At 56.4% G+C, this 6,609-nt stretch carries 6 protein-coding genes; 2 read left to right on the top strand and 4 right to left on the bottom strand.

Translation table 11 applies throughout. The features are described from left to right. Positions 1–116: 116 nt before the first annotated feature. The 4 genes from PHX60_RS12795 to minC form a co-directional block, all read right to left on the bottom strand. A complete protein-coding gene (locus tag PHX60_RS12795; protein WP_300078355.1) occupies positions 117–1,217 on the bottom strand; it encodes an N-6 DNA methylase in 1,101 nt (366 codons plus the stop codon). Between the two features lie 129 nt (positions 1,218–1,346). Further along, positions 1,347–1,610 (bottom strand): cell division topological specificity factor MinE, encoded by a 264-nt coding sequence (gene minE, locus PHX60_RS12790; protein WP_300078352.1) that lies wholly within the window; start codon positions 1,608–1,610, stop codon positions 1,347–1,349. A 7-nt stretch (positions 1,611–1,617) separates the two neighbouring features. Then, a complete protein-coding gene (minD, locus tag PHX60_RS12785) occupies positions 1,618–2,433 on the bottom strand; it encodes a septum site-determining protein MinD (protein ID WP_300078349.1) in 816 nt (271 codons plus the stop codon). A 65-nt stretch (positions 2,434–2,498) separates the two neighbouring features. After that, positions 2,499–3,269, bottom strand: a complete 771-nt coding sequence (gene minC / locus PHX60_RS12780) for a septum site-determining protein MinC (RefSeq protein ID WP_300078346.1) — start codon at positions 3,267–3,269, stop codon at positions 2,499–2,501. A gap of 296 nt (positions 3,270–3,565) precedes the next feature. Between minC and fahA the strand changes: the two genes are divergently transcribed. Both fahA and PHX60_RS12770 read left to right on the top strand, forming a co-directional pair. Beyond that, positions 3,566–4,891, top strand: a complete 1,326-nt coding sequence (gene fahA, locus PHX60_RS12775) for a fumarylacetoacetase (RefSeq protein WP_300078343.1) — start codon at positions 3,566–3,568, stop codon at positions 4,889–4,891. Positions 4,892–5,076: 185 nt separating this feature from the next. Continuing rightward, entirely contained in the window at positions 5,077–6,600 is a 1,524-nt protein-coding gene (locus PHX60_RS12770) for an acetyl-CoA hydrolase/transferase family protein (protein WP_300078341.1), read from the top strand. The last annotated feature ends 9 nt before the right edge of the window (positions 6,601–6,609 follow it).

Here is a 6,609-nt window from a genome sequence, read left to right as displayed (position 1 = left end):
AATCCGATGAATTTCACAACCTTGTCACTCATCTTTTTATACGAAAGTATAATTTAAATCTTTTATTTAGAAGTTAATAATTTTAAAAACAAAAAAAATTGAAAACATTTGAAATTTTACCACCACCCTAATTTTTTCGGTTGGCCTCTAAAATGCTCCAGCAATTCACAGATATAAGTGCCGGTGCCCGTAGCTGGGTCTAAAATATCCACGCCGGGGTCTATCAGGTATTTGTCAAAATGCTTTTGACACAACCAATCAGCCCCTTCAATCATAAAGCGCACTATTTCGTTGGGGGTATAAACTACGCCCAAGCGGTCGGCGGCTTTGGTGTTATAAACCTTGTAAAAATTTTCGTAAATGACCTTGAGAAAGGTTTGCTTCTCGCTGTGGCTGCCAATTTGGGTGGCCGTGCTACGAATAGCGGCATAGTAAGGCTCTAAGCCTTTGAGGGTTTGCTTTTTCAGTGCGCCGGTAAAAAACACCGATTCCAGCGCATACAACTCGCGCGCTACGTTATTGTGTTGGTGAAAATCACTATCGTCAAATACTTTAGAGAAAATTTCTTCGGTCAGGATATGCTGAATCAGCATTTCGCGCACATCGGCAGCGGTTAAAATGGGATTAATCGCCTCTTGCGCGTGCTGCAAAAACTTTTCTGCCGCTTGCTGAAATTCTGCATGGTTGCTTTGCGCTTGGTCTATCATGGCGCGCAGGGCTTGCAATACGGCAGGCAAATCCGTTTTGAATTGCGCTACCGCCGCGCGAAACCCTGCAATTTCGGGGCGCTCGTAGCCAAAAAACAGTTTGAGCAGTTTTTCTAGCGCCGTGGGGTTGCCCATATCGCAACGCAGCACCTCTTGTCGATTTTGCCAGAGTACGGCGGTAATATCGTCGCTGAATAAAATATTGTCTTGTGGGTAGCCTTTGGCAAACTTTTTATGCACTTCGGCTTCTAGTTTATCGTCGGCATCTTTGGCTTCCCAATAACCCAAAGGCAGCCGCAATTCGTGCAACAAAGCACCATCCACATTGATATTGGTTTTGTGGATCGTTTTGAGTGGGTATTCGGCCAAAAATACCAAACCCTGTTGTCGCCCCCACGCCTTGAGCAGGTCTTTGAAGGCTTCCCGCACAATGGTTTCGCGCTGGCTGCCACTGATTTTCTTAATCAGGTCTAGTTGGCGCAGGTAGTCGTGAATCAGGTGTTGGCTCATAGAGGCTTTCGGGGTGGGGCGCTTTTATCGTACCGCACCAGCACAGTTTAGTCCTCCGTAGCCTGCATGAGCGCACCAACGTACCAACGCACCAGTGCTTGGGCGGCGTTGTTTCAGGCAGCGGCCAGCTTAACGCAGCGCTTCGGGCAGCTCTATTTTGACTTCTAGGACTTCTAGGTTTTCTTGGCGCTCTAAATGCACCTTGATGTCATCCAAGTTGATGTCCACATACTTAGAAATCACGGCCAGCAACTCGCGCTGCAAGGCGGGCAGGTAGTCGGGCATCGCGGCATTGCGCCCACTGCGCTCGTGTGCCAGAATAATTTGCAGGCGCTCGCGCGCCACATTGGCGGAGGTTTTTTTTTCGCCTAAAAACAAGGTGAGCAAAGACATTTGCAGCTCACCTTCCGCCAAAAATGCGCTTAAAGAAGCCGGGCTTTTCTGCTTCGGTAAAGCGCATGGGTTTGTCTTCGCCCAAAAAGCGCGCCACCAAGTCTTGGTAGGCTTCGGCCACCGGGGTGCCCTTGAGGTGGATGGCCGGCAAGCCTTGGTTGGAGGCTTGCAGCACTTCTTCCGACTCGGGCACCACTCCCACGAGCGGAATACGCAAAATATCTTGGATGTCGGTCAGGGACAGCATGTGGCCGCCTTCTACCCGATTCGGGTCGTAGCGCGTGATGAGCAGATGCTCTTTGATAGGCTCGCCGCCATCAATGGCGCGCTGGGTTTTGCTGCCCAACATGCCCAAAATGCGGTCGGAGTCGCGCACCGAAGAGACTTCGGGGTTGGTGACCACCAGCGCATCATCGGCAAAGTGCATCGCCATCAGGGCACCGGTTTCGATGCCAGCGGGAGAGTCGCAGATGATGTAAGCAAAACCCATCTCCGCCAAGTCTTTTAGCACCTTGCCCACGCCTTCTATGGTCAGGGCATCTTTGTCGCGCGTTTGCGAGGCCGCCAAAATGAACAGGTTTTCGGTGTTTTTGTCTTTGATCAGGGCTTGGCTGAGGTTGGCCTCGCCCTGAATCACATTAATCAGGTCATAGACCACGCGGCGCTCGCAGCCCATGATGAGGTCCAGGTTACGCAGCCCGACATCAAAGTCAATGACGGCGGTTTTATGACCGCGCAGGGCCAGACCAGAAGAAAACGCGGCGCTGGTGGTGGTCTTGCCGACACCTCCCTTGCCTGAGGTCACGACAACAATTTTGGTCATGGAGTGCAATTCCTGTGCGGTATATAAAAAATTCAGAGGCAGACTGGGGCCGGTGGGCACCGTCCTTACAGCGCTTCGATGATGAGTTTTTCGCCATCGAGGCGCACTTGGGCCGGTTTGCCCACGACGTCGGCGGCAATCGCTACCTCGGTGGTGCGGTAAATGCCCGCAATAGAGATGAGTTGGGGGTCCATGCAGGTGGTAAAAATGCGCGCGCTGGTATCCCCTCTGGCCCCGGCAATGGCACGCCCACGCAGGGGGGCATACACGTGGATGTTGCCGTCGGCAATGACTTCGGCACCAAAACTGACCATCGCCAGCACCACCAAATCGGCCCCACGGGCATACACTTGCTGGCCCGAGCGCAAGGGTTTGTCCACGACCACCGCGGGCACGCGGGGGGCTGGGCGCACCACTTCGACTTCATGCACGACTTCGTGGATGATTTCGCGTATTTCGGGGCCAGGCGCTGGGGCACAAGCCGCAGCGGGAGCGCGCGGGGCAGGGGCATCGGAGGCCGCAATCAATCCGGCGCTGTGGGCGCTGGCCATTTGTGCGGCACTGCCGCCACGCACGGCCACCGGCACCGTATGGTGCTGGCGCAACAGCTGGTTGAGGGCCGCAAAGTCAATCGACCCGGTGTCGTCACGCACCCCGCTGAGGTCAATCAGCACGGGGTCGTTGTCAAAAAAATCGGGGTCCGCCGCCAAGCGCTGGGCCAGCTCGGCAGCCAGTACCCCGACATCGGTACTCTTGAGCACCACGGCCACCACGGGCAGTGAGGCGCTCTTGAGGTCAAAGCTGGCGCGATTCTGTACCGCAGTGTCTATGGCCATGGGCGTGAAAAATGAGGGGAAAAGAACAACCGGCGACGATTGCGCGTCTGTCAGCCGCGAAGTGTAACGCGCGCGCCCTTGGGATGCACCTGTTAAGACACGGGTTTAGGGCGCTTGGCAGCAGTCCATAAACACTTAGTAACAAAGGCCCACCTTGAGCGCGCAAAAAGGACACAAAAAAGGCCAAAAATGGGGCTTTGCAAGCCGCTAATTGCCCGCACAATGTGCCGTGTCGGCCTTGTGGCATGGTGCCACTGTTATCTGAGCTTGTTTGTTCTTTCAGAAAGATTTTTTGCATGATTGCCCTGAACCACACCCATGATCCTGCCGCCCGTAGCTGGTTGGCTTCGGCCAATTTACCCGGCTGCGATTTTCCTATTCAAAACTTGCCGATAGCTGTTTTTCGCCACTTCCGCGAAGACGAAGCCTTCCGGGGTGGCATTGCCATTGGCGACCAAGTGATTGATTTGGCGCGCGTGGTGGTGGTAGGCTGCCTAGAAGGGCGCGCCGCCGAGGCCGCGCTGGCCGGTGCATACCACAACCTCAATGTGCTGATGGCGCTGGGGCCAGATGCTTGGCAGGCATTGCGCCACGGCCTGTTTGATTTGCTCAAAGAGGGTGCCGAAGGCCCCAAAGTGGATGCCCTGCGTACCTGTCTGATTCCACAGGTGGCGGTCGAGTACAACGTGCCGGCCCAAATTGGCGATTACACCCATTTTGATACCTCGATTCACCACGCCGCCCACAGCGGTGCCGATGCCGTGCCGCCCAATTTTGCGTGGTTGCCGCTGGCTTACCACGGGCGCGTCTCTAGCATTGGTGTCAGTGGCCAAGCGTTCCACCGCCCGCAGGGCCAGTCTTTGCCCGCTGGTGCCACTGCGCCGGTGTTTGGCCCCAGCCAAAACCTAGACTACGCGCTAGAACTGGGCATTTACATTGGCCCCGGCAATGATTTGGGCCATTCGATTGGCCTAGACCAAGCCGAAGCGCATATTTTTGGCGTTTGCTTGCTCAATGATTGGTCAGCGCGCGATATTCAGGCTTGGGAAGCACAGGCTTTTGGGCCATTTTTGTCCAAGAGCTTTGCCACCACCGTCTCGCCGTGGATTGTGTCGATGGAAGCGCTGGCCCCCTACCGCCAAGCCTGGAGCCGCCCCGAGGCGGCGCCCAAGCCGCTGCCTTATTTGGATGCGGCCAGCAACCACGCCGCTGGTGCTTTGGATATTCAGTTGGAAGTGGCGATTCAAACCGCGCAACGCAGCGCTGCCGGTGCCGAGGCGGTGCGCGTGTCGCAAACCAGCTTCCGCCACCAGTATTGGACAGCCGCGCAAATGTTGGCGCACCACACCGTGGGCGGCTGTAACCTGCAACCGGGCGATTTGCTGGGCACGGGTGCCATCTCTGGCCCCACGCCCGCCGAAGCCGGTACGCTGCTAGAACTGACCCAAGGTGGCCGCGCCCCCATCACCCTGAGCGCCCCCGGTGCCGCTGATGAGCAACGCGCCTTTTTGCAAGATGGCGATACCGTGATTTTGCGCGGCTGGTGCGAAAAGCCCGGCGCCGCCCGCATCGGCTTTGGCGAATGCCAGGGCACGGTGCTGCCAGCGCGTAGCAACGGCTAAATCGGAGATGCAGGCTACTCGTTAGGTAGCCGTCTTAGTGATGCCATAAGGACGACTTGGTCGTCCTTTTTTTGTTGCTGGCGAAATCTACGCCCCATGTAAGTAGAAACCCTGTCAGTAAAAACCCGTACTTTTTGCCGCCCAAGGCTAAAATTCGCAGCTTTGACCAGTTGCGGAGCTTTTCTATGTCTTTGGCCAATCGGGTTCGTTACCCAGACTTTCTCCAGCGCGTGATGACTGCCGAACAGGCAGCCGCCTTGATTCCTGCCAGTGCCAATGTCGGCATGAGCGGCTTTACCGGCGCGGGCTACCCCAAAGCCGTGCCGCTGGCGCTGGCCGCACGCATCGAGAACGAACACGCCCAAGGGCACCCGTTCCGTATCAGTGTGTGGACAGGGGCTTCCACGGCACCCGAGCTGGATGGGGCGCTGGCCAAGGTCAATGGCATTGAAATGCGTTTGCCGTTCCAGTCGGACCCGATTTGCCGCAACAAAATCAACAGCGGCGAGATGCAGTTCAGCGACATGCACCTGTCGCACGTAGCGCAACATGCTTGGTTTGGCTTTTTGGGCCATTTGGATGTGGCCGTAGTGGAAGTGGCCGGCGTGCTGCCCGATGGCCGTTTGATTCCCTCCACCGCCGTGGGTAACAACAAAACCTGGCTGGATTTGGCCGACAAGGTGATTTTGGAAGTCAACACCCAGGTGCCAGAAAAAATGGACGGGATGCACGACATCTACTATGGCACTGCCGTGCCGCCGCACCGCAAACCCATCCCCATGACGCATCCGCACGAGCGCATTGGCGAGCCTTATCTGCACGTTGACCCGGCCAAGGTGGTGGCGGTGGTACACACCCAGCAGGGCGACCGCGACACCCGTTTTGCCGCACCCGATGCGGTATCGGAAAAAATCGCCAGCTACATCATCGACTTTTTGCAGTTTGAAGTGAAGCAAGGCCGCTTGCCGACCAACTTGCTGCCCTTGCAATCGGGTGTGGGTAACGTGGCCAATGCGGTGCTGGCCGGGCTGCTGCATAGCCCGTTTGAGCAACTGACCGGCTACACCGAGGTGCTGCAAGATGGCATGTTGGATTTGTTGCGCGCAGGCAAAATGGTGTCGGCCTCGGCCACGGCTATCTCTTTAAGTAAAACAGCGCTGGCCGACTTTACCCAAAACATTGATTTTTACCGCGAGCGCATCTTGCTGCGTCCGCAAGAAATCAGCAACCACCCCGAGTTGGTGCGCCGCTTGGGCATCATCGCCATGAACGCGATGATTGAGGCGGACATTTATGGCAACGTCAACTCGACCCACATCATGGCTTCGGGCATGATGAACGGCATTGGTGGCTCGGGCGATTTTGCGCGCAATGCTTATCTGTCGTTCTTTGTCACGCCTTCGGTGGCTAAAGACGGTGCCATCTCCTGCATTGTGCCGATGGCTTCGCATGTGGACCACACCGAGCATGATGTGCAAATTATCGTGACGGAACAAGGTTTGGCCGATTTGCGCGGCTTATCGCCCACGCAACGCGCCCAGCGCATTATTGACAACTGCGCGCACCCCGACTACCGCCCAGCACTGCACGATTATGTGGCCCGCGCCAAAAAAGGGGCCAGTGGCCAGCACACGCCGCATCTGCTGGACGAGGCGCTGTCGTGGCACAGCCGCTATGTGCAAACCGGCAGCATGAAAGCCGCCGCCTAAACAGGCACG

It is taken from the genome of Giesbergeria sp. (assembly GCF_028686475.1).
GTDB lineage: Bacteria > Pseudomonadota > Gammaproteobacteria > Burkholderiales > Burkholderiaceae_C > Simplicispira.
Note: the sequence above shows the minus strand (reverse complement) of the source record. Positions and strands in the feature narration are given on the sequence as shown.

Excerpts from the sequence above, each read along its gene's own strand:
- PHX60_RS12795 (WP_300078355.1), bottom strand. The coding sequence starts at position 1,217 with ATGAGCCAACACCTGATTCACGACTACCTGCGCCAACTAGACCTGATT.
- minE (WP_300078352.1), bottom strand. The coding sequence starts at position 1,610 with ATGTCTTTGCTCACCTTGTTTTTAGGCGAAAAAAAAACCTCCGCCAAT.
- minD (WP_300078349.1), bottom strand. The coding sequence starts at position 2,433 with ATGACCAAAATTGTTGTCGTGACCTCAGGCAAGGGAGGTGTCGGCAAG.
- minC (WP_300078346.1), bottom strand. The coding sequence starts at position 3,269 with ATGGCCATAGACACTGCGGTACAGAATCGCGCCAGCTTTGACCTCAAG.
- fahA (WP_300078343.1), top strand. The coding sequence starts at position 3,566 with ATGATTGCCCTGAACCACACCCATGATCCTGCCGCCCGTAGCTGGTTG.
- PHX60_RS12770 (WP_300078341.1), top strand. The coding sequence starts at position 5,077 with ATGTCTTTGGCCAATCGGGTTCGTTACCCAGACTTTCTCCAGCGCGTG.